Source organism: Pseudomonas sp. ZS1P83 (assembly GCF_054897825.1).
This window is the reverse complement of sequence record NZ_CM142706.1, coordinates 2,865,595-2,887,258: the sequence shown is the minus strand read 5'-3', so window position 1 is coordinate 2,887,258 and position 21,664 is coordinate 2,865,595. Positions and strand designations below refer to the sequence as shown.

The following is a 21,664-nucleotide window of genomic DNA, read 5'->3' as shown; positions in this document are numbered from 1 at the left end:
GGTGGTCTCAATAGCGCTCAAAACCGCGCTGCAATTCCCAGTCAGTAATCCGCCGGTCGTACTCTTTCTGCTCCCATTCGGCGGTGTGCACGTAGTGGTCGACCACTTCATCACCGAATGCCTCGCGCAACATAGTCGAGGTCTGGAGCGCGGCGCAGGCTTCGCGCAGGGTCTTCGAGACTTCAGGCAAATGCTCGTCGAGGTAGGCATCGCCCTCGAAGGGCGGCGTGAGGGTGAGCTTCTCGTCGATACCGGCCAGTCCTGCAGCGATCAAGGCAGCGAAGGCCAGGTAAGGATTGAGGTCGGCGCCGCCGATGCGACATTCAATGCGGATGGCTTTGCTGCCTTCTGCGCACAAACGAAAGCCTGCGGTGCGATTGTCCCGACTCCACACTGCACGGGTCGGTGCAAAGGTGCCGGCCTGAAAACGCTTGTACGAATTGATGTAGGGCGCGAGAAAACAGGTGATGTCGTTGGCATATTTGAGCTGCCCGGCCACCCAGGAACGCATCAGTTTCGACATGCCAAACTCCGTCTTGGGGTCGAAGAACAGTGGCTTTTTGGCGCTCTTGTCCCACAGCGAATTGTGGATGTGGCTGCTGGAACCGGCGGCGTCATAGCGCCACTTGGCCATGAACGTGATCGCCTTGCCCTGCAGTTGCGCGATCTCTTTGCAGGCATGCTTGATGATGACATGGTGGTCGGCCATGGTCAGGGCATCGGCATAACGGATATTGATTTCTTCCTGGCCCGGGCCCCATTCACCCTTGGAATTTTCCACGGGAATACCGCAGGCCTGCAGATGTTTGCGAATCGCCCGCAGCACCGGTTCCTCGCGGGTGGTCTGCAGGATGTTGTAGTCCTCGATGTAGTGACCGGCCGTCTTTGGCTTGTGGTAGTTGCGCTCGTGGATGGCCTCGTAGCTCTCGTCGAACAGATAGAACTCCAGTTCCGAGGCGAACATGCCGGTGTAACCGCGCTCGCGCAGTCGCTCAATCTGCTTTTTCAGGATCGCCCGCGGGCTGTGTGGCAGGTCGCGCCGATGGTGATGATCGAGCACATCGCAGAGCACCAGCGCCGTGCATTCAAGCCAGGGCACCCGCCGCAACGTGGCCATGTCGGGCTTGAGCACAAAGTCGCCATAGCCTTTGCTCCAGCTGGCCGCGGCGTAACCTGGCACCGGCTCCATGTCGATGTCGTCGGCCAGCAGGTAATTGCAGCAGTGGGTTTCTTCGTGGCCGCTGTCGATGAAAAACTCGACCTGGAATCGCTTGCCGACCAGTCGCCCCTGCATATCGACCATGCACACCAGCACGGTATCGATCTCGCCGGAGGCGGCGGCACGTTTGAGTTCGGCTAAGCTGAGGAAGGGCTCGGTCATCACGTCAGTCCTGCGTGAATTGTTTGGGCCTGTCTGAAATAGCTATTGCAGACGCTCTCCAGAACAAACCAAAACCTGCAGACGCGAGCATCGTGGGCAATAAGCTGATGTAAGCGTAGCCTACTGCCGCAGAGTGCAAGTTTCGGAAATCGAAGCCTGATGATTCTGTTCGCACCGCCAACGCGAGGACACAAAGATGGCAAAGAAGAGAGAGCACAACACCTACCAACGTCTCGAACAGCAGTACCCGGATTACTTGGCCGCAGTGGAGGCCCTGGGTACGGCGGTGCGTCACACCGGCCCACTGGAGGAGATCGTTGTCCAGCTGATCCAGCTCGGTGCCGCGGCGGCCATCCGCTCTGAGGGTGCGGTGCACAGTCATACCCGACGGGCACTGGAAGCCGGCGCTACGCCAGAGCAGATCCGTCACACGCTGATCTCACTGACGAGCACCATCGGTTTCCCGACCGTCGTTGCGGCCATCAGCTGGGCGGACGATGTGATCGAGACCTGAACGAGGGCTTATTGAGCCGCGTTTGAGCAGCTGACTCGCCAGCTTTTCGAAAACCTCCATTCATGCGAAATCTGGCAACAGTGTCAAAGCAGACTTCAGCTTTACCATTAAGCCAGATACAGTCGAAACCACCCCAGTGTCCGGTCCCAGGCCAGCTTGGCAGCGGCGTCATCGTATCGAGGCGTGGAGTCGTTATGGAAACCATGGTTGGCGCCGGGGTAGATGTAGGCTTCATACGTCTTGCCCGCGGCTTTCAATGCCTTCTCATAGGCGGGCCAGCCTTCGTTGATGCGCGTATCCAGTTCACCGTAGTGAAGCATCACCGGTGCCTTGATTCGGGCGACATCTTTGGCTTCTGGCTGTCGGCCATAAAAGGACACGGCAGCCCCCAGTTCCGGATAGGCCACGGCTGCGGCATTGACAACGCCACCGCCGTAGCAGAACCCGGTGATGCCGACTTTTCCGGTGGTCGCGTCATGCTTCATCAACCACTCGATGGCGGCGAAAAAGTCGTTCATGAGCTTTTGAGGGTCGACGGTCGCCTGCAACTCCCGGCCTTTGTCATCGTTGCCAGGATAGCCGCCCACCGACGTCAGGCCATCGGGGGCGAGGGCGATGAACCCTGCCTTGGCCACACGCCGCGCGACATCTTCGATGTAAGGGTTGAGCCCGCGGTTTTCATGCACGACTACCACGGCCGGCACCTTGCCGGTGGCTTTCGCCGGGCGCACTAGATAACCACGGACCTGCCCGTTGCCCTTCGGAGATGGATAGGTGATGTATTCGGCAACAATGTCCGGGTCGGTAAATTCAATCTGCTCGGCGAGAGCATAATTCGGACTCAGGGCGGCGAGGAGCGCGCTGGCGGTCAAACCACCCAAGGTGAACAACGCCGCTCGATCCAGAAATTCACGCCGGTTGATCTTGCCGTGGGCGTAGTAGTCGTACAGTTCGAGCAATTCCGGGGCAAAATCTTTCGCAGTGAGACGGGTCATCTGTGCGCTTCCTCTTGGGCGGGTCGATTGCTCTGTCGGCTGGACAGCGTGAGCGATACCTATCGAGCGTAGCCGCTCGAAAAAAGAATCCTCATAAACTGTGTGAAAAAGCGGAGAGGGTGACTCAAGCAAACGCCCGAGATTGTTTGGGGTGCTGCTTTTTGGGGTGGGGCAGACGGAAAAGGGCTTTAAGCCCATCAGTGCCATCAAACAATATGAAACAAATAGTCGATTGAGTTGTTATGTAACGAAATTATAAAAGTGTTCTGCTTTTCCGCGAGAAAAGTTAATTTTTCGTACGTTGCAAGTTGCATTCTTAAACCCTCGCCATGGAGGTGCGCAGGGCTCGTTTCACGGAAGCATTGAAAAATGTCCCGTGACTTTTTTGAGGTAATAAGGAGCTTGTAGCAATGGTGTTAATAAGTGAGGCAGCACAACACAGTGCAAAATCAAAACGATGGTCAGCCCTAAGCGTGCTGATGCTGCCAGTATTACTGGTCACCGTAGACAATACGGTGCTTGCATTCGCGTTACCCAAGATTGCCGAGGCCCTGCGTCCGAGCGCTAGTCAGCAGTTATGGATGATCGATGCCTATTCGCTGGTATTGGCGGGATTGCTGGTGTCGATGGGCAGTCTGGGCGATCGAATCGGTCATCGTAAGTTGTTACTGGCTGGGTCTTTGGGTTTTGTCATTGTGTCGGTACTGACCGCCTATTCCGATACGGCTACACAACTGATTGCCGGGCGAGCTTGCATGGGGATTTTCGGTGCGATGCTGATGCCCTCAACGTTGGCATTGATACGTTCGGTATTTGTGGATCGAGAAGAACGGAGAGTCGCTGTCGCGATCTGGGCAACAACGCTGACGGTAGGATCGGCACTCGGTCCTTTGGTCGGTGGGGTTTTGCTGGAATTTTTCAGCTGGGAGGCGATTTTCCTGTTGGCAATACCCGTATTGGTGCCGTTATTGGTATTGGGACCGGTGTTGTTGCCCGAGTCCGAGCAAGACTGTTCAGGACCATTGGATCCGCTCAGTATCTTGGAATTGATGGTTGCCCTCAGTGCCATCGTTTACGGCATTAAACACAGCGCCAGTAATGGTCTCGACTGGATGGCGCTGACAGCATTTGTAATCGGCATGGTTGCTGGGTGGATGTTTGTGCGTCGGCAGTTACGTCTGCCTGTGCCGCTGATGGATCTGAGTCTGTTCCGAAGTGGCACCTTCAGCGGCTCAGTGCTGATCAATCTGATGAGCCTCGCGTTCCTCGTCGGCTTTGTATTCTTCACCACTCAGTTCTTACAGATCGTCCTTCAGATGTCGCCCTTGAGGGCTAGCTTGGCGTTAGTACCTGGTCAGATCATGGCGATCGTAGTGGGAATGGCAGTCGTGCCTGTGGCGCGTCGAGTACAGGTGCATGTGCTGGTGCCGATTCTGATGGCGTTTGTTGGGGCGGCGTTTTTGTTGGTCGCCAGCATCGGCAGCAGCCTGTTCGTTCTGGTGGTGGCTTTTGCCTTGCTGAACATTGGCGTGGGCGCGATCGCCACGGTATCCAACGACGTGATTTTGTCCGCCGCACCGCCGGATAAGGCGGGTGCAGCGTCGGCCATTAGTGAAACAGCCTATGAAGTGGGCGTGGTTTTGGGGACGACAGTGCTCGGTGGCCTCGTCACAGCCTACTATCGCGGTGCATTGCAGCTTCCGGGCTTTTTGAGCGAGGTGCAGACGATGCTGGCGAGTGAGACGCTATCCGGTGCTAATCATGTAGCGGTGCAATTGTCGGGAGATCAAGCACGAGCGTTGATGACGCAGGCGGGAAGTGCATTCGAGGGTGGAATTAATTTGGTTTCGTGGGTGACGTTCGGCTTGGCACTCATGGCAATTTTAATTGCCTGGCGCGCTCTGCGGACACCGAAGACGGAACTTGCTGAAGGGCAGTGATCGAGAACGAACGTCGGGCCGTTTATCACACGGCCCGACCATTTCAGCGCTCAGCTCAAATCAGTTCGGCTCAGTTCAGGCATTGCGCGCCGGCTTTGGCGACTTGTGCGTCCTGCTCGGCTTTGACACCGGACACCCCGACCGCGCCGATCACCTGGCCGTCGACCATGATGGGCACGCCACCTTCCAGCGAGGTCAGTAATGGCGCCGACAAAAAGGCATGGCGGCCGCCATTGACCATCTCTTCATAGCCTTTGGATTCGCGCCGACCGAGGGCCGAGGTGCGGGCCTTTTCGGTGGCGATGTAGGCGCCAATCGGAGCGCAACCGTCGAGGCGTTCGAGGGCCAGGGGGTGGCCGCCGTCATCGACAATCACGATGGTCACGGCCCACTGATTGTTCTGCGCTTCGGTGCGTGCAGCCGCGAGGATTTGGCTGACTTCGGTCTGGCTCAGTACAGCTTTGCTTTTCATGGCAGTTCTCCAGTGCTCGGTTGTGGCAAGGCGGCTTCGACCAGTTCGATCCAGTGCCTGACAGGGGTTCGGCCCGCACCATCGAGGTGGGACTGACAGCCAATATTGGCCGTGACAATGACTTCGGGATGTCCGCTTTCCAGCGCATTGAGCTTGTTGTCGCGCAGTTGCCGGGACAGTTCGGGTTGGGTCAGCGAATAGGTGCCCGCCGAGCCGCAGCACAGGTGACTGTCGGGAACCGGCGTGAGGTTGAAGCCCAGACTCGTCAGCATCGCTTCGACCGCGCCACCCAGTTTCTGCGCGTGCTGCAATGTGCAGGGGCAGTGGAACGCCAAGCGTTGATCGCCATGGATGCCGAGCTTTTCCAGCGGTTCGTCGCGCAGCACTTCAATCAGATCCTTGGCCAGTGCACTGACCGTTCTAGCCTTTTCGGCATAGGCCGGATCGGTGCTGAGCAGGTGACCGTAGTCTTTGATGAAAGCGCCGCAACCGCTGGCGGTTTGCACGATGGCCTCGGCACCTTTTTCAATGCTCGGCCACCACGCATCGATATTGCGGCGGGCGCGATCAAGGCCGGCCGCCTGAGCGTCGAGGTGATAATCCACGGCACCGCAGCATCCGGCTGCGTTGGTCGCGGTGACGCTGATCCCCAGTCGATCCAGGACTCGGGCGGCGGCCGCGTTGGTATTGGGCGACAGACTCGGTTGCACACAGCCTTCGAGCATCAGCACCTGCCGGGCGTGGCGAGTGGTCGGGCGCGGCTTGGCCGGATAGACGTGGCGAGGCAACTTTATCTGCAAGGTGTTGGGCAACAACGCCCGGAACACCTGGCCGCTGCTGACCAGTCCTTTGAACAGCGCAGGATTGGGTACGACGCTGCGCAGTCCCTCGCGCAACAACCGCTGGCCGAGTGGGCGCGGCACCGCCGCATCGACCACGGCCCGGCCGATGTCCAGCAAGTTGTGATAGTCGACACCGGAAGGGCAGGTGGTTTCGCAATTGCGGCAAGACAGGCAGCGATCCAGGTGCTGTTGGGTCTTTTGCGTGACTTCGTTGCCCTCCAGGACCTGCTTGATCAGGTAAATGCGGCCCCGCGGTCCATCCAACTCATCGCCCAGCAATTGATAGGTCGGGCAGGTGGCATTGCAGAAACCGCAGTGCACGCACGTGCGCAGGATGCTTTCGGCTTCTTCGGCGCGGGGCAGTTGGCGTGCGCGTTCGCTCAAGGTGGTCTGCATGGGTCAAAGCTCCGCGTACAGGCGTCCGGGGTTGAAGATTCCCTGGGGATCGAGTTGTTGCTTCAAGTTCCGGTGGTAGCGCATCAGTGCGGCAGGCAACGGTTGAAACGGGCTGTCGATCAGGCCATGGCTGTAGCAGGTCACATGCCCGCCGACTTCTTCCACGATCGAGCGAATGAACGTTGCCTCTGCGTCGGTTTTGAGCCAGCGCTGTGCACCGGCCCAATCGATCAGCTGACGGCCAGGCAGGGAAAGCCGAGGCGTGTTGTGAGGAACGGACAGGCGCCAAAGTGCCTGGTCCTCATCGAAAAAGCTCAATCGATGCTCGTTGAGATCAACCCAATACGAGGAGTCCAGCAACTCGCCGCCCAGTCGCTCATGAGCCGCCGCCACCGAGCCTTCGCCACCCTCAAGTCGCAGGTGCAGGCACTGCCCATCGTGGCACGCGGCGCTGATCGGCAGCGGTTGTTGCCCCCATTCTGCGAGGCGAAGCAAGGCGCGATCACTGTTCATTTCCAGACTGAGGCTTAAGGCTTGACGCGGCTTGGGCAGGACCTTGAGCGAGACTTCGGTCACCACGCCAAGCGAGCCGTAGCTACCGGCCATCAAGCGCGACAGGTCGTAGCCGGCAACGTTTTTCATGACTTCGCCACCGAAGCGTAAATGCTTGCCATGACCCGTGATGACGCGTGTCCCAAGGACGAAGTCCCTGACGGACCCCGACCAGGGACGCCGTGGTCCCGACAGCCCGCTGGCGATCATGCCGCCGACCGTGGCGCCGTCGCCGAAGGAGGGCGGTTCGCAAGGCAGCATCTGCTGCGCTGCATCCAACACCTCAGCAAGCTCTGTCAACGGCGTCCCGCAGCGGGCGGTGATCACCAGTTCGGTCGGGTCGTAGCTGACGATGCCTCGGTGGCTACGCGTGTCGAGGACTTCGCCCGCCACGATGCGCCCAAGAAACGCCTTGCTGTTGGAGCCTTGAATGCGCAACGGCGTGGTGTTTTGCAGCGCCTGGTTGACCTGCTCGAGCAGCGCGCCGCTGTCGTCGATATCGTGTTCACTGCGCATCAGAAACGCTCCAGATCAGGGAAAGGCATCTGACCCAAATGAACGTGCATGGCGCCAAACTCGGCGCAGCGGTGCAGCGTCGGAATGTTTTTCCCAGGATTGAGCAAACCACTCGGATCGAAGGCGGCTTTGACGGCATGGAACACGGTCAGCTCTTCGCTATTGAACTGCGCACACATCTGATTGATTTTCTCCCGGCCCACGCCGTGTTCACCGGTAATGCTGCCGCCGACCTTCACGCACAATTCGAGGATCTTGCCGCCCAGGGCTTCGGCGCGATCGAGTTCGCCCGGTTGATTGGCATCGAACAGAATCAGGGGGTGCATGTTGCCGTCACCGGCGTGGAAAACGTTGGCCACCCGCAGGTCGTACTCGGCGGACAACGCGGCAATTGCGTGCAGCACACCGGGCAGCTCGCGGCGCGGGATCGTCCCGTCCATGCAGTAATAATCCGGTGAGAGACGGCCCACCGCAGGAAAGGCATTCTTGCGTCCGGCCCAGAATCGCACGCGTTCGGCTTCATCGCGGGCCTGGCGCACTTCGGTGGCGCCGGCCTGTTCCAGCACTTGGCGGACGCGGTCGCAGTCATCGTGGACGTCGGCTTCAACGCCATCGAGTTCGCACAGCAGGATGGCTTCGGCGTCGACCGGATAGCCGGCGTGGATGAAGTCTTCGGCGGCGCGAATGGCCAGGTTGTCCATCATTTCCAGGCCACCGGGGATGATGCCGGCGGCAATAATGTCACCCACCGCGCGACCGGCTTTCTCGACGGAATCGAACGCTGCCAACAGCACTTTGGCAGTTTGCGGTTTGGGCAGCAGTTTGACCGTGACTTCGGTGATCACCCCGAGCATGCCTTCGGAACCGGTGAACAACGCCAGCAGATCGAAGCCCGGAGAGTCGAGCGCCTGAGAACCCAGGCTCAGGTATTCGCCGTCGACGGTCAGGATGTCGACCTTGAGCAGGTTGTGCACGGTCAGGCCGTACTTCAGGCAATGCACGCCACCGGCGTTTTCGGCCACGTTGCCGCCAATAGAGCAGGCGATCTGCGAGGAGGGGTCCGGCGCGTAATACAAGCCAAACGGCGCAGCAGCCTGGGAAATCGCCAGATTACGCACCCCCGGCTGAACCCGAGCCGTGCGGGCGGCGGGGTCGATGTGCAGGATATTATTGAAGCGCGTCATCACCAGCAGCACGCCTTTTTCCAGCGGCAATGCACCACCGGACAAACCGGTGCCGGCACCGCGGGCAACCACCGCGACATGCCGCTCATGGCAGAGCCGAAGCACACCTTGCACCTCGTCGATGTGGCGCGGCAGCACCACCAGCATGGGTGTGGTGCGGTAAGCAGACAGTCCGTCGCATTCGTACGGTTTGAGCTCTTCCTGTTGATGCAGGACTTCCAGATCCGGCCACTGCGCGTGCAGGGCCTGCAACAAGGCAGCTCTGTCGACATCAGGCAGGACGCCGTCGACGCGTTCATCGTAGAGAATGTTCATAGTCGGTTGACGACCCTCAGTTGTTTCTATTGGAGGTCTGTGTCCGGTTACCACTGACTTGTATCATTGGCCTGAGGCGTTCTACTGTCTATGTGTTGTTGGCTGGTCGAACCAGTTTGCTGCGCGACAGCGCGGCGTCGAAGACGGGGCGGGGCCTCCCTCACCACAAAGTGAAACATTGCCGCCATGCCCCGGCGATGACCCGGGCATGGCTGACAGGTTTTCGTCAATCAATGCCCGCCCACCACCATATGGCTGAACGGCGCCACATACGCCTGCAACGTCACCAGGCCACCGACCAGGATGGCCAGGATGATCGAGTGGAAGAACACATAACGCAGGATTTCCCCTTCATGGCCGTACCAACGCGTGGCGGTGGACGCCACCACGATCGACTGGGCGTCGACCATCTTGCCCATGACTCCGCCGGAGCTGTTGGCCGCGGCCATCAACACCGGGCTGATCCCCAGCTGCTCGGCGGTCACCCGTTGCAAGCCGCCGAACAGCACGTTTGACGCCGTATCCGAGCCGGTCAAGGCCACGCCGAGCCAGCCGAGCAGGGTGCCGAACATGGGGTAAAAGATGCCCGTCGCGGCGAAGGCCAGGCCCATGGTGGCATCCAGGCCCGAATAACGGGTGAGGAAACCCAGGGCGAGCATCGCGACGATGGTGATCAGCGAATAACGCACGACCCAGATCGTTCGCACGTACTGTTTGATCAGCTGCGGAATGGAGTAGCCCATCAGCAGCCCGCCGAGGATCGCCGCCAGCAGGATGCCGCTACCGGTGCTGGTGAGCCAGGTGAACTTGTAGACCGCGTCCTCTTTTTTAGGCGCGGGCACCACGGGCGGGACCTTCTCGATCTGCTGGTGGATAGTGGTGAACGTCAATACTGGGGCGAAGATCGGGTTCGCTTCGCGCATCGGTTTGCCTTGAGGGTCGAGCTTGGCCGAGTTAGTGGCCGGATCAATCGCCGGGCGGGTATCGAACATGTTTTTGAAGCCCTGGGTGCCCCAGGCGAAAACGAACACGGTGAGGATGATCCACGGCATCCACGCGCGCATGACAGCAGGCTTGGCATCGCTGGCAAAGGCCGCACTGGCGACGGGTTTTTCGTCATGCTCTTCGGCTATTTTGGAGTTGTCGACTCGCCCGGACAGTGCGGCGGAGGTATGCACAGTGGCCGGTTTCCAGACCCTTAGGAAACCGGTCAGGCAGGCCATGGAAATCAGTGCGGCGATCACGTCCACCAGCATCGGCCCGTGGTAGTTGGACACCAGGAACTGCGGCACGGCGAAACTGACCCCGGCCACCAGAATCGCCGGCCAGATTTCCAGCATCTTGCGCCATCCGGCGAAGGCCCAGATCAACCAGAACGGCACGATCACCGAGAAGAACGGCAATTGCCGGCCGACCATCATTGACAGTTCCATTTCATCCAACCCGGTCACCTTGGCCAGGGTGATGATCGGCGTACCCAGCGCGCCGAACGCCACAGGCGCGGTGTTGGCGATCAACGCCAGGCCAGACGCGGCCAGCGGCGAGAAGCCCAGCCCGATTAGAATCGCCCCGGTCACCGCCACCGGCGTGCCGAAACCAGCAGCCCCTTCGAAGAAAGCACCGAAGCAGAAAGCAATCAGCAGTAATTGCAGGCGTCGATCGTCGGTGATGCGCGCCAGGGAATCCTGTAGCACCTTGAACGAGCCGTTCTCGGTCGTTAGCCGATGCAGGAAAATGATGTTAAGCACAATCCAGCCAATGGGCAGCAAGCCGTTGGCGGCGCCGTAAAGTGCGGCCGAGCCGGCCATGTTCGCCGGCATGCCGAAAGCGAAGATCGCGATCACTAGCGCCGAGGCCAGGGCCAGCAATGCGGCCAGATGCGCCTTGATATGGAAAAACGCCAGGGCTGCCAACATCACCACGACCGGCACTGCTGCCATGATGGTTGAAAGTATCGGGCTGCCGAACGGATCGTAGATTTGCTGCCAGACCATGTTCCACCTCTGCTTTTTATTGTTGGGCGTGCAGACCCCGTGGGGCGGTGGCTTCTAGTATAGGTGGCATTACGCCGCTGTCCTGGCGGGCCTTCTAGTGGACCGCACTGAGCTAACATGGCCCATAGGTAAATGCGCTACTCGGCCTTCAACGACGAGAGGAATGCAGTAATGACTGAACGCCATATGGTCCATAGGGAAACGCTGTCGAACGGATGCAAGATAGAGGTCAAAGCCGAGATATTGAGGGACGGCTCGCTGGAAATGTTCATCGGTGTGTACCGGCCGGACGGCACGGTCATTTTTGAGGATCACGATCCAAAACCGCATCTGCTGGACATGGAGGCTGCCTTTGACTGGGGGATCGAAAAGGCAAAGACCCTCGGCAACAGTCAAAAAACTCTGTAGAGCCCGGTTTTGGACACCCTTATGAAGAAGGCGACAACCCCATGAAGAAAGAGCAGGTCGGCGCAAAGGAAGAAGAGGGGGGAGATTCGGCCTCTCAGCTTATAGACGCCAGAATCAAGGAACTGGGAGATTGGCGGGGCGAGACGCTCGCTCGGGTCCGAACGCTCATCCAGCAGGTCGACCCGCAAGTGGTCGAGGAATGGAAGTGGCGGGGGGTTCCAGTGTGGTCGCACGCCGGAATCATCTGCACCGGTGAGACGTACAAGCAGGTCGTGAAGCTGACGTTTGCCAAGGGCGCCTCGCTGGAAGACCCTTCAAGCCTCTTCAACGCCAGTCTGGAAGGCAACACCCGACGTGCCATTGATTTGCATGAGGGCGACAAGCTTGATGAGAAAGCGTTGAAGGCGCTCATTCTCGTCGCCGTCGCGCTCAACACCTCGGCACGAGCGGCCGCTCGCAGCAAACGGGCTGAATGAGCGGGCCTGTGAAACCCTGACGAGATGACCGCTACGATGTCTCTCGTCATGAGCGTGTTTCAGTTTGTGTACGCGATTTCCATGCTGTTCGCCGGCCGCTTCGTTGACAAGATCGGCACCAAGACCGCCTATGTGGTAGCGATCGGCATCTGGTCGACCGGCGCAATAATGCACGTTTTGCGGTGCCAATGTGGGCGCGGTCCTGGCGCCGATCTGCGTGCCGCTGATTGCCGGCCTATGGGGCTGGGAAGCGGCTCTCATCGTGATCGGTGCGTTGGGCTTCGTTTGGGTGGCGGTATGGAGGTTGCATCAGTTTCTGGGTGCCGGTGCTGCTGATCGGCGTGGGCGCTTCGGCGCACCAGGCGTGGTCGTGCAATATCTTCACCACCGTGTCTGACATGTTTCCGCAAAAATCCATCGCTTCGGTGCGGCATTGGTGGTTTGGCAGGCGGCTTGGGTGGCGTAGTCATGACCAAGACCGGCGGTTGGGTGATCGACCATTACAAACTGATTGGCGATATTCATACCGGCTACATGATCCTGTTTGCCATCTGTGCGGTGGCCTATCTGGTGGCGTGGAGCGTGATGAAGACGCTGGTGCCACGCCATAAGGAAATCACTGATCTGTAAATGACTGGCACGACTCAGTAAGCCGAAAGCGTGGGGGTACACGACGACTATTGTCGGCGTGTACCCCAGGGGACGGCGCTCGGCATTTGACCTTGAGAGGTGCGTCACTGGCGATAGCATTTTTCCATCCTGCCGTGCTTCCCACAGGGCAAAATCGTTCTAAAAAAGCTCGCCTTGTACTTTGGACTTTGGACTACTCTTGAAGTTGTAGGTGAAGACGCAGACTGATGCGCAAGCGGATGGCGAGGAAACGTGGGGCGCGTTCCGAAGGGTACACGGTTAGAAAGATCTCCGCGCTGAGATCCAGCCCTTATGCCGTGTGAAGCAGGACAGCACAAAACTGTTCTGTGGGAGTCCTGATAAACCTTGTAAGCCGGAGACCAGCACCGGCCACCTACTCGATTTCAAAGCCCGCCTTGTGCGGGCTTTTTCGTGTGCGCCCGGCATGGGCGCAATCTTGTGGGTGAAAGTCCCGCCGTAAGCTGACCACCGCGAACGAAGTGAAGCGCAACTGCATGAGGGCGACCGAGTGTGGGGAGCAAGCGTGAATCGAAGCCGCGAGTCGATGGACAAGAACCGGATACAAAGCGATGCCGATCAGGGCGAGCGGGCAGCAAACCGCGAAGCTCTTGTGGTCAAGGGTCAGGCAGCGTAAATCCGGCGGTTGTGTGATGAAGGATTGCGTTCTTACCTGGGGAGATCTCGCCTCATGCCTTAAAGGGCGACGGGCGTCTACCGGCCTAGTCCGGTACGGCGTATAGCCATTCCCAAACCTGACGGCGGTCAACGCGAGCTGGGTCTATGAAGACCGTCCCCTATGCCGATGTCCGCAGGATCTGTTTGTATCGGAACGTATCCAGCGCGGCTGCAGCTAACTTCGTATACAAATCCAAGGCCTTGGCGACACTTGCGCGATACATGGCGACCTCTCAATAGGGCCACCGCATCCGCGGCAACCTGCGCGCGACTTTCCGCGCACTCATTGGAGAAGTGCCATGTCCCGATTCAATCACCGTATCTCCGCTGGCATGCTCGGCGTCGCCGTTGCCGCGGCACTCACTGCCTTCGCGGGCCTCGCTCAAGCTGAAGAGGCGCCTCCAGTAAAAAGCTGGCAGGCGGGTCTTCACCGTACCGATCTGCTGCGCCAGAATCTCGACGTCGCCGGGCGTGAGGTGATCCAGGTTCGTGTTGATTTCGAGCCGGGTGTGGTATCCCCCAAGCATTCTCATCCGGGCGTGGAAGTGGCCTACGTCATTGACGGCACGTTTGAGTATCAGCTCGAGGGGCGGCCACCGATAACGCTCAAAGCCGGCGACTCCTTGTACATCCCCGCAGGCACTGCGCACGTCGCGAAGAATATCGGCGCGAGCAAAGCCTCTGAATTGGCGACATACATTGTGAAGAAAGACACGCCACTGGTCGTGCTGGAAAAGTAAACGCCGTGTCGGGTTACCGGCGGTTATGACGCATTGCCAACGCGCGGCTTCCCAGCGCGATGGCCAGTGCGACAGCGACCAACACCAGCGCCACGGCAAAGGTGATTCGCATACCGCTGGCAACCGCTTCGGGTCGCGCTGTTGCAATGTCGACAGCGGCCGAAGCGAGCGCGAAGACCGCGCCCAAGGCGGACGCACCGGTGATGAGCCCCAGATTGCGCGACAGGTTGAGCATGCCGGAGATGACGCCGCGTTGGTCTGGCTGAACATCCGCCATGACCGCCGTGTTGTTGGCTGTCTGGAACAGGGCATAGCCGATAGTGATCACAACCATGGGCAAGAGGTAGCCGACGATGCCGAATGTCTCCGGCAGCACCGATAGCGTGAAGCAGCCAGTCGCCATTGCTGCGAGCCCGGCGAGGGTCATGCGTCGGGCGCCAAAGCGGTCGGCAATACGGCCTGCGGGCACACCCGTCAGTGCCGCGACAAACGGCCCGACCGACAGGACCAGCCCCACCAGAACGGCATCGAGGCCGAGTCCATGCGCGAGATAGAAGGGGCCGACTACGAGCGTTGCCATCATCACTGTCGCGACGAGCAGGCTCATGGCGAGGCCGCCACTGAGCACGGGATCACGGAACATCGCCAATCGAATCAACGGTGAAGTGACACGAGCCTCGGTGAACGCAAAGAGGCCGACACCGACGCCCGCCGCCAACAGCAAGGCAATGTTGATCGGGCCGAAACTGCCTCGCCCAAGGGTCATGGCCAGCGCATAAGCGGCGAGTGTCAACGCCAGCAGTAGTGTGCCCAGCGGGTCGAAGCCGGCACGATCGGTCTTGGGTTTCTGGCGATCGGCGGGCAAGTAGCGATGCGCAAGCACCCACGTCAGCAAGCCCAGCGGTACGGTGATGAGGAAGATTGCCCGCCAGCCGAACCCGCCAATCAGCAGGCCACCGAGCGACGGCCCCATCGCGGTGCCTATCGCCGACATCGTCCCGAGCAAGCCCATGGCGCTGCCGGTTCTCGCCTTCGCTACCGTCTCGCCGACAAAGGCCATGGTCAGCGCCATCATGATTGCCGCACCGAGTCCCTGCAGCGCCCTGGCGCCAATCAGCATCCAGAGCGAGGGCGCAAAGCCGCACAACGCCGACGCCAGCGTGAACACGCCGATGCCGGCCAAGAGCAGCCGCCGACGCCCAGTCATGTCACCGAGCCGACCGACGCTGATGATCAGGGTGGTGATGGCGAGAAGGTAGGCGAGGACGATCCACTGCACTTCCTGAAAGGAGGCGTTGAATACCTGGGCCAAGGTCGGCAAACCCACATTGGCGATACTGGTGCCCAGCGAGGACAGCAGCATCGACAGCGAAAGACTGGCCAGCGCCCACCGAGCGGACGGTGTCTGTTGCGCATGTTCTGCGACTGCACTGATTGATTTCATACTGTTCCTCTTTTCTGGCCACTCCCGAAGCGGAGCTATCAGAAATCTACGCTGCGGCCTAACATGGCGGAAGGCGCACCCTTTGCACTTAATTCGTGCGTTCAACGCCATATCACTCTGCCGCGGGGCGATGCATGTCCACTCCCGATCTCAACTTGCTGGTCACCCTTGATGTGCTGCTCGCCGAAGGCAGCGTGGTGCGCGCCGCCAAACGCTTGCGGCTGAGCCCGTCGGCGATGAGCCGGGCGCTGGCGCGATTGCGTGAAACCACCGGCGATCCGCTCTTGGTCAGGGCCGGACGTGGTCTGGTTGCCACCCCGCGAGCGCTAGAACTGCGCGAGCGGGTCAGTCAACTGGTGCAGGACGCAGAAGCGGTCCTTCGACCTGCCGAGCAACCCGATCTCAAACAGCTGAGCCGCACGTTCACGCTGCGCACCAGTGAAGGCTTTGTGGAAAATTTTGGCGCGGACCTGATTGCGCGCGTCGCCGAGCAAGCCCCAGGCGTGCGGCTGTGCTTCATGCACAAAACCGACAAAGACAGCACGTCACTGCGCGACGGGACGGTCGATCTGGAAACGGGTGTGGTGGGGAAGGCCGCTGGCCCGGAGTTGCGCACGCAGGGCTTGTTCCGGGATCGTTTCATCGGCGTTGTGCGAAGGGGGCATCCACTGAGCCAGGGCGAGATAACCCCTGCGCGTTATGCGGCGGGCAGCCACATCAGTGTCTCTCGGCGCGGGCTCGACAAGGGGTCCATTGATGAGGCCCTTGAACCCCTGGAGCTGGAGCGGCAGATAGCAACGATCGTTGCAGGCTTCTCCACTGCGCTGGCACTCGCCCGGGCCACCGATCTGATTGCCAGCGTTCCCGAACGGCACACTGCCAACCTGCGCACCAGCATGCACAGCTTTGCGCTGCCACTGTCTCTGCCGGCGTTCACCGTCGCAATGCTCTGGCACCCGCGTCTGGACGCTGATCCGGTGCATCGATGGTTGCGTAGCTGCATTCGGGATGTTTGTGCTGATTAACAAGTTGCAAGATTTGAGCAAATGTTCATTATTGAAACACTGCATGTTTCACTCGTGTAACTCTTCAGTTTCGTTGTGTTGTTATTGTTATATGGATTGGCGAATTTGATATAAAAACCCATTGAACCTATTAATTTTATAGCGGTCTTGGCTACGTCCAGCGCTGACAATGCTGGCAATTAAAAAGTAGTGAGCATAGTGGTAATGTTTTATTTGCTAAGTGTGTATAAGTATTTGAAATATCAACAATTATTATTTTTATAGTCATGGATACCGCTCGTATTGAAGCGCAGTGTACAAAGACGGAAGGCGAGTAAGTTAATGACAAAATAGTGGCATTCGGCCTATCAAAAAATAACTTCACAATAAAGTTGGCGCTTTTCTGGCGCGGTGGTAGTGTTTGTAACTCCTTTTAACCGCACTTGTCTGTCCGCAGAGGCCGTGCGACATGCCGACTCCAACTCCACGGATTGCGATACTCGGTAATAGAGTTCCAAGCTTGAATCTTCCGAAGCTTGAACACTTCGCCGACCTAGGCAGCTTGTTGGCTGCACCCGCATTTGATGTCTTGCTGCTGGACCTGCCAGCGGCTTATTCCGGGCAGGTGCTTCGAAAGCTGCGCTCGATTCCCCCTTATCGCTACACCCTCGTTTTTTGTTGCCGTGATCAGAATGACTGGTGTGAAGCCTTGGGTGACGGTGCGTGCCCTGTCGAATCCAGCGAAATAAGAACCCTCTGGGAGGTATGGCAAGAACGCTACCGGCTGTTCAATCAGGGCTGCGCCCCCGAGCGTTTTGAAAGTCGGGTGCTTTCCTGGTTGTGGTTGCGCGACAACGCCCACATCTATGCCCTGCGAGACCCGGAGGTGCCTCAGCATTATCGCTATCCGCTGCTGGACGCCCTGGCTGATAACGAGCAGGTCAATTCGTTTGTCTGGCTCAGTTTGATGGTGCAGCAGGACTGGCTGGAAGAGGGGGTTCTGGTCGATCGTGTTCGCCTCTGTTCGGACTGTGGTTCGGGCCGGCTCAATTACATCGATGTGTGTGTCGAATGTCAGGCGTTGGACATTTCACGGCAGCCTTCATTGCACTGCTTTACCTGTGGGCACGTGGGGCCACAGGAATCCTTTCTCAAAGACGGGGTGTTGTTGTGCCCCAACTGCTTGAACCGGCTGCGCCATATCGGCAGTGATTACGACCGCCCTATGGAGAATTATCGCTGTCGGTCATGCCAGGCGTTTTTTGTCGATGCCGAAGTGCAGGCTCGCTGCCTGGACTGCGGCCTGTCACACACGCCTGACAAGTTGCGAGTACGCGAGGTCAGAGATTTCCGCCTGGCCGAGGCCGGACGTTTCCGCTGCCGCCAGGAGTTCGGCGATCAATCGGTTCATCACTTCGGTCGACTCACTCTGTTAGGCGGCAAGGATTTTTATGATCTGCTGACCTGGCAGATGCAAGTCGTGCGCCGCTACCCGTTGCCTGCCTTCTCACTGATCGGTCTGCGCTTCATCAACCTGGCCAGTACGTTGTCTCGCCTGGGCGAACACCACGGCCATGCCTTCATCGACAGTGTGGCCGACCGTTTGAAGGAAACCGTCAGGGAAACCGACCGCTGCTCTCGAAGTACGGAAGAGTACTTGTGGATCATGCTTCCACATACCGATGGCAAGGGCCTGGAAAGCGTCAAACAACGCTTGAGCCGGGTCGCCGAGTTGTTTTCAGCACCGGAGGTCAGTGACATTTCACTGCGTGTCGTCAGCATCACGGCGCCCCACGATCTTCTCGAACAGGAAGATGGCGAATTACTACTGGCCCGTCTGGCCAGTGAATTGGTGTGAGACGCCATGAGCCCTTTAATGGAGCAACTCTTCAACGCACTCAGCGCGCTCATGGGGCCAGATGGATTGAGCCGGTTGTTTTTCATGCTTTTCCCCTTGTTTCTGATCTTTGAATTGCCCCTCATGATCATGGTCCTGCTGGGTGTATTGCGCTGGTTTACGCGTCGACGCACTCGTATACCGAAGATCAGCGTCTATCGCCCCAAGGTCTCTTGCATCATTACCTGCTACAGCGAAGGGATGGATGTTCAGACCACGCTGTTAAGCCTGTGCGAGCAGACGTACCCCGGCCACATCGAGATGATTCCGGTGGTGGACGGGGCCACGGTGAATCAGCCGACGCTGAGCGCCGTTCGCAGTTTTAAGGTGGATCCGCAGTTGTACCCCAGGCGTCATTTGCGCCCGATCGCCAAATGGCAGCGGGGCGGGCGGGTATCGTCATTGAACGCAGGTCTGTCGCTTGCCAGCGGTGACATCGTGATGGCGCTTGATGGTGACACGTCCTTCGACAACAACATGGTCAGCTCTATCGTGCGCCATTTCGAGGACCCGTCGGTGCCTGCGGTCGCCGGTAGCCTGCGTGTGCGCAATGTCTGGGGTTCCTGGGTCACCGCGATGCAGGCGCTGGAATACCTGCTATCCATCCACATGTCGAAAATCGGTCTGGCCGAATGGAACCTGGTCAACAACGTCTCGGGGGCCTTCGGGGCATTCCGCCGCAGCTTTCTGGTGAAAATCGGTGGTTGGAACACCCACACCGCGGAGGATCTGGACCTGACGTTGCGCATCAAAAGTTACTTCAAGCGACATGACTTGAGGATTCCCTTCGAGCCGGAAGCGATTGGTCACACCGATGCACCGTCGACGCTTGGTCAGTTTCTGATGCAGCGATTGCGCTGGGATGGCGACCTGTTTTTTCTGTACGTCAGAAAGCACAACCACAACATCAACCCGAACTTATTGGGCTGGCCGACCTTTCTGATGATCCTGCTCAGCGGCTTCTTTTTTCAGCTGGTGCTGCCGTTCATCATCTTCAGCTACACCTTGCTGGCGTTATTTATTCTGCCGGGCAAGACGCTGTTGTTTCTGTTTGCACTGATCTATGCGCTGTACCTGATGATCACCACGCTGTTGTTCGGCGCATTGTTGTTGATGGTGTCCGACCGACCTCGAAAGGACATGATCCTGGGGTTGTTGGTGCCTTTCTTTCCGCTGTTCATGCTGTTTCTGCGGTGCTGGAGCGCAGTGGCCATGCTCAACGAGATATTTCGTCGGGGCCATGAAGAAACCTCGATGGCGCCGTGGTGGGTGCTTAAACGAGCCACGAGGTTTTGATATGCGATCGATACTTCTGCTCCTGACGCTGTCGTTGCCAACGACAATAATGGCCGCACAACCACTGCCGCTTCAGGCGGCGGGGTCGCAGTCGAGCCAATGGTCCCAGGCCAGTTATGTCTGGGACAGCGAAGCATTGCTCGATCCCCATCAACGTAAAGCGGAGCTTGAGCAACTGCGTAAAGCCGGGATGGACAAGATCTACCTTGGCCTCAAGGCCGCCCAGTTGAAAGACCTTGTCACGACGCGCCAACGGCTGAAGCAATTGCTGCAGGACGCGGCCGGCGAGGGGGTGCAAGTCAGCCTGTTGCTCGGCGATTCGGCCTGGATCGAGCCGCAGGAGCGCCATCAGCTCACCGATTTATTGGCGAAGCTGAAGGGGCTTTCATTCAGCAGCCTGCACCTGGACCTGGAAGTCGAGCAGCTGGGCGTACCGGTCCCGGATCAGCGTTTGAAGGACTTGCTCGACACCTTGCGCGCGGCCTCCGCAGCGAGCCCCTGGCCGGTAGAGATTTCCAGCCATCATCGCTGGTTCGCCGAGGAAAAACCCGGAAAAACCTGTCTGCCGTGCGCGCTGCCCGAAGCGGGCGTGCGTCAGGTCAGCCTGATGATCTACACCCGCAACCCGCAAAACAGCGCACGAATGGCAGAGCAGATCGCTCAACGCTGGCCCGATCTGCAGTTTCGCCTGGCGCAAAGCACCGAGCCGCAATTGGATGCCACGGAATCCTGGGCCGGCGCGTCGACTGAGCAGTTGCAGCACCAGACGAGTGCCTGGCGCGAACAGCTGCAACCACGAGGAATTGCCGGCATTGACTGGCAAGCCTGGCGAGACTTTCCAAAACGGTGAGCCGTCATGAAGATTCGATTCGATAGTCGTAAAGAGCTGAACCCCACGCAGGAACAGGGTTTGAGTGTGCTCTACGCTCCGGGCAAGCGCATGGCGTTTCGCGTGCGTTGGTATTTGATCTTGTTTCTGGTCGCGAGCCCGTTGATCTGGCTGGGAGGAAAGCTGACCTACGGCCTGCTGATGATCGACGCGCCGGCGCAATTGCGCCTGCCGATTCTCGAGGTGCGCGCACGGGATGCCGGTCGGGTCGATCAGCTGTTTGTCATGGCCGGGGAACAGGTCCAGGTCGATCAGCCGTTGGTCAGTCTCGACAATCCCGAATGGCGTGCGCGGCTAATGCAGCTCGCCGCGATGCCCACTAATACGGTGCGCGCCGCCAACACCAAATTGGACACTCGGGAGCGTCAGTTGCTCAGGACCCGAGTGAGCAGGACGGAGCAACGCGTGCAGGTGCTTGAAGACCTCGTTGTTTCAGGCGCCGTCTCTCGTGGAGAAGTGCTGGCAGCCCAGTCTGAACTCGATGCTTTTAAAGCGGACCTGTTGGCGTTCGAGCGCCGCGAGCAACTGGCTCGTCAGTCGCCGTTGAGCGTTGAACGCGAGATTATTCAACAGAACGCCGAGCAACAGTGGTTGAAAACGCGCCTCGCCGCGTTGTCGGTCAAGGCTGCGCAGAGCGGTCGGGTTGCGGAGGTATTGGTCACTCCCGGCGAAAACGTCGGTGCCGGTACGTTGTTGATGCGCCTTGAGCGGCTGGAAGAGCCCCTGTTGTGGATCTATCTCGAACCGCTGAACATCAGCTACGCCGCGATTGGTCAGTCGTTGCGCGTTCGCATGCCCGATGGCGAGTGGTTGGCGGCCCATGTTGTCCAGGCCGTCGACAGCGCCGGTCGCACGCCGACGGTGTTGCGTGGGCCGTTCGCCGCCAGTGAAATGGGCTTGCAGGTCGCCGCCCGGTTTGATCGCCCCCTGTCGCCCCGCTGGAGAATCGATCAACTGCCGTTGAATGTTCGCTTTCCGACCGACTGGCAACGAATGCTCAGTGACAGCCGTGAGCTCATCGAGCAATTAGGGGACTTCATTGCGATGGATCGAACACCCACCACCGCACCGGGGAGTAAATAA

Annotated in this window: 18 protein-coding genes and 1 pseudogene; 11 read left to right on the top strand and 8 right to left on the bottom strand. The window is 59.0% G+C overall.

Annotated elements, in window-relative coordinates; translation table 11 throughout:
• Window positions 1-7: 7 nt before the first annotated feature.
• Window positions 8-1,381 (bottom strand): glutamine synthetase family protein, encoded by a 1,374-nt coding sequence (locus ACYZT0_RS13750; RefSeq protein ID WP_462046298.1) that lies wholly within the window; start codon window positions 1,379-1,381, stop codon window positions 8-10.
• A 196-nt stretch (window positions 1,382-1,577) separates the two neighbouring features.
• Here ACYZT0_RS13750 and ACYZT0_RS13745 point away from each other — a divergent pair, with 196 nt between their 5' ends.
• On the top strand, window positions 1,578-1,895 hold the full coding sequence (locus ACYZT0_RS13745) for a carboxymuconolactone decarboxylase family protein (RefSeq protein WP_449643590.1): 318 nt from the start codon (window positions 1,578-1,580) through the stop codon (window positions 1,893-1,895).
• 107 nt (window positions 1,896-2,002) lie between these two features.
• Here ACYZT0_RS13745 and yghX read toward each other — a convergent pair whose 3' ends face one another.
• A complete protein-coding gene (gene yghX, locus ACYZT0_RS13740; RefSeq protein ID WP_462046297.1) occupies window positions 2,003-2,890 on the bottom strand; it encodes a YghX family hydrolase in 888 nt (295 codons plus the stop codon).
• Window positions 2,891-3,369: 479 nt separating this feature from the next.
• Here yghX and ACYZT0_RS13735 point away from each other — a divergent pair, with 479 nt between their 5' ends.
• Entirely contained in the window at window positions 3,370-4,830 is a 1,461-nt protein-coding gene (locus ACYZT0_RS13735) for an MFS transporter (protein ID WP_462046564.1), read from the top strand.
• 70 nt (window positions 4,831-4,900) lie between these two features.
• Here the strand turns inward: ACYZT0_RS13735 and ACYZT0_RS13730 are convergent, their stop codons facing one another.
• The 5 genes from ACYZT0_RS13730 to ACYZT0_RS13710 form a co-directional block, all read right to left on the bottom strand.
• A complete protein-coding gene (locus tag ACYZT0_RS13730) occupies window positions 4,901-5,302 on the bottom strand; it encodes a heme-binding protein (protein WP_462046296.1) in 402 nt (133 codons plus the stop codon).
• On the bottom strand, window positions 5,299-6,540 hold the full coding sequence (gene glcF / locus ACYZT0_RS13725) for a glycolate oxidase subunit GlcF (RefSeq protein WP_462046295.1): 1,242 nt from the start codon (window positions 6,538-6,540) through the stop codon (window positions 5,299-5,301). The genes ACYZT0_RS13730 and glcF overlap by 4 nt, the downstream gene beginning before the upstream one ends.
• A 3-nt stretch (window positions 6,541-6,543) precedes the next feature.
• Window positions 6,544-7,608: a glycolate oxidase subunit GlcE gene (gene glcE / locus ACYZT0_RS13720; RefSeq protein WP_462046294.1), complete on the bottom strand. Its 1,065-nt coding sequence runs from the start codon at window positions 7,606-7,608 to the stop codon at window positions 6,544-6,546.
• Entirely contained in the window at window positions 7,608-9,107 is a 1,500-nt protein-coding gene (gene glcD, locus ACYZT0_RS13715; RefSeq protein ID WP_462046293.1) for a glycolate oxidase subunit GlcD, read from the bottom strand. Before glcD ends, glcE begins: the two co-directional genes overlap by 1 nt.
• A gap of 230 nt (window positions 9,108-9,337) precedes the next feature.
• A complete protein-coding gene (locus ACYZT0_RS13710) occupies window positions 9,338-11,101 on the bottom strand; it encodes an L-lactate permease (RefSeq protein WP_462046292.1) in 1,764 nt (587 codons plus the stop codon).
• Between the two features lie 171 nt (window positions 11,102-11,272).
• Here ACYZT0_RS13710 and ACYZT0_RS13705 point away from each other — a divergent pair, with 171 nt between their 5' ends.
• From ACYZT0_RS13705 to ACYZT0_RS13690, 4 genes and pseudogenes are all read left to right on the top strand, one after another.
• Complete coding sequence (locus tag ACYZT0_RS13705; RefSeq protein WP_462046291.1) at window positions 11,273-11,509, top strand: hypothetical protein; 237 nt, start codon at window positions 11,273-11,275, stop codon at window positions 11,507-11,509.
• 41 nt (window positions 11,510-11,550) lie between these two features.
• Window positions 11,551-11,985, top strand: coding sequence for a DUF1801 domain-containing protein (locus ACYZT0_RS13700; protein ID WP_462046290.1), 435 nt, complete (start codon window positions 11,551-11,553; stop codon window positions 11,983-11,985).
• A 45-nt stretch (window positions 11,986-12,030) separates the two neighbouring features.
• Window positions 12,031-12,615 (top strand): annotated as a pseudogene (locus tag ACYZT0_RS13695) (hypothetical protein); the annotation flags it as partial.
• A 995-nt stretch (window positions 12,616-13,610) separates the two neighbouring features.
• Window positions 13,611-14,051 carry a cupin domain-containing protein gene (locus tag ACYZT0_RS13690; protein ID WP_462046289.1) on the top strand — a complete coding sequence of 147 codons (441 nt, stop codon included), beginning with the start codon at window positions 13,611-13,613 and terminating at the stop codon, window positions 14,049-14,051.
• Window positions 14,052-14,064: 13 nt separating this feature from the next.
• On the opposite strand, the gene ACYZT0_RS13685 is transcribed toward ACYZT0_RS13690, so the two are convergent.
• Window positions 14,065-15,495: an MFS transporter gene (locus ACYZT0_RS13685; protein WP_462046288.1), complete on the bottom strand. Its 1,431-nt coding sequence runs from the start codon at window positions 15,493-15,495 to the stop codon at window positions 14,065-14,067.
• 134 nt (window positions 15,496-15,629) lie between these two features.
• Between ACYZT0_RS13685 and ACYZT0_RS13680 the strand changes: the two genes are divergently transcribed.
• From ACYZT0_RS13680 to ACYZT0_RS13660, 5 genes are all read left to right on the top strand, one after another.
• Window positions 15,630-16,520 (top strand): LysR family transcriptional regulator, encoded by an 891-nt coding sequence (locus tag ACYZT0_RS13680; RefSeq protein ID WP_462046287.1) that lies wholly within the window; start codon window positions 15,630-15,632, stop codon window positions 16,518-16,520.
• 499 nt (window positions 16,521-17,019) lie between these two features.
• Window positions 17,020-18,357 carry a TackOD1 domain-containing metal-binding protein gene (locus tag ACYZT0_RS13675; RefSeq protein ID WP_462046286.1) on the top strand — a complete coding sequence of 446 codons (1,338 nt, stop codon included), beginning with the start codon at window positions 17,020-17,022 and terminating at the stop codon, window positions 18,355-18,357.
• 6 nt (window positions 18,358-18,363) lie between these two features.
• Complete coding sequence (locus ACYZT0_RS13670) at window positions 18,364-19,692, top strand: glycosyltransferase family 2 protein (protein ID WP_462046285.1); 1,329 nt, start codon at window positions 18,364-18,366, stop codon at window positions 19,690-19,692.
• Between the two features lies 1 nt (window position 19,693).
• Entirely contained in the window at window positions 19,694-20,542 is an 849-nt protein-coding gene (locus ACYZT0_RS13665; RefSeq protein WP_462046284.1) for a hypothetical protein, read from the top strand.
• 6 nt (window positions 20,543-20,548) lie between these two features.
• Window positions 20,549-21,664, top strand: a complete 1,116-nt coding sequence (locus tag ACYZT0_RS13660) for an HlyD family secretion protein (protein WP_462046283.1) — start codon at window positions 20,549-20,551, stop codon at window positions 21,662-21,664.